We start from the raw sequence: 938 nt of genomic DNA on the forward strand, positions 1-938 counted from the left end.
CGGCGGCGGCAGCGGGCGCGGGCGTCGCCGGCTGGGCGGCGCGCGGCGCGACCTCCGGATCGGCGAGCCGCTTGCCATTGCGCAACGGCAGATAGGGGACGACGCCGCCCGGGGTCTCGACGATCGTCTTGTCGCTCTTGGCCAATACCGCTTCCATGGTCTCGTAATACATCCGTCGACGCGTCACCTCGGGGGCGAGGCGATATTGCTCATAGACCTTGTCGAACGATGCGGCCTCGCCCTGCGCGCGCGCCACGACCTGCTGCGCATAGGAGCGCGACTGGTTGAGGTTGGCGATCGCTTCCTGCTGCGCCGCGGTCACCGCGTTGAAGTCCTCGACGATCTGCGCGGGCGCGGCGGCCTGCTTGATCGCGACGCCCTGGATGCGGACGCCCGACTTATAGTCGTTCAGGATCTGCTGGGTCAGCTCGGCGACGCGCTGTTCGATCACCGTGCGGCCCGTGCCGATCGCCTGCTCCAGCGTCGTCGTCGCGACCACCGCGCGCATCGCGCTCTCGGCCGCGGCGCGTACCGTGGTGTTCGGCTCGGCGAGCTGGAACACGTAATCGCGCGGATCGGCGATGTCCCAGCGCACCGAATAGGCCAGATCGATGATGTTCTGGTCGCCGGTCAGCGTCAGGTTCTCGCCGTCGCCGACGGGGAAATTGTCGGTGCGGATATTCTGCACGTCGACCACCTCGACATGCGCGATCGGCGCGGGCGGGGTCAGGCGGATGCCCGGGTCGAGCGTGCCGGCATATTTGCCGAAATAGGTGACCACGCCGCGCTGCTGCGGCCCGATCTGGTGGAACGAGGTGAACAGCAGCCACAGCACGACGATCACCGCGACCGCGATCGCCCACAGCGCGCGCGCATTGGCGCCTGTCGGCAGGCCGCCGAAGCCGCCGCCGCTGCTGCCGCCGCCGCCACCGCCGCCC

Annotated in this window: 1 protein-coding gene; it reads right to left on the reverse strand. The window is 69.5% G+C overall.

What is annotated here, in order from left to right:
- Positions 1-938, reverse strand: a 938-nt coding sequence (hflK, locus tag sphsw_RS12160; protein ID WP_031440851.1) for a protease modulator HflK, incomplete at both ends; no start/stop codon positions are given.

Origin of the sequence: Sphingomonas sp. FUKUSWIS1 (assembly GCF_000733135.1) — a bacterium.
Classification (GTDB): domain Bacteria; phylum Pseudomonadota; class Alphaproteobacteria; order Sphingomonadales; family Sphingomonadaceae; genus Sphingomonas; species Sphingomonas aerolata.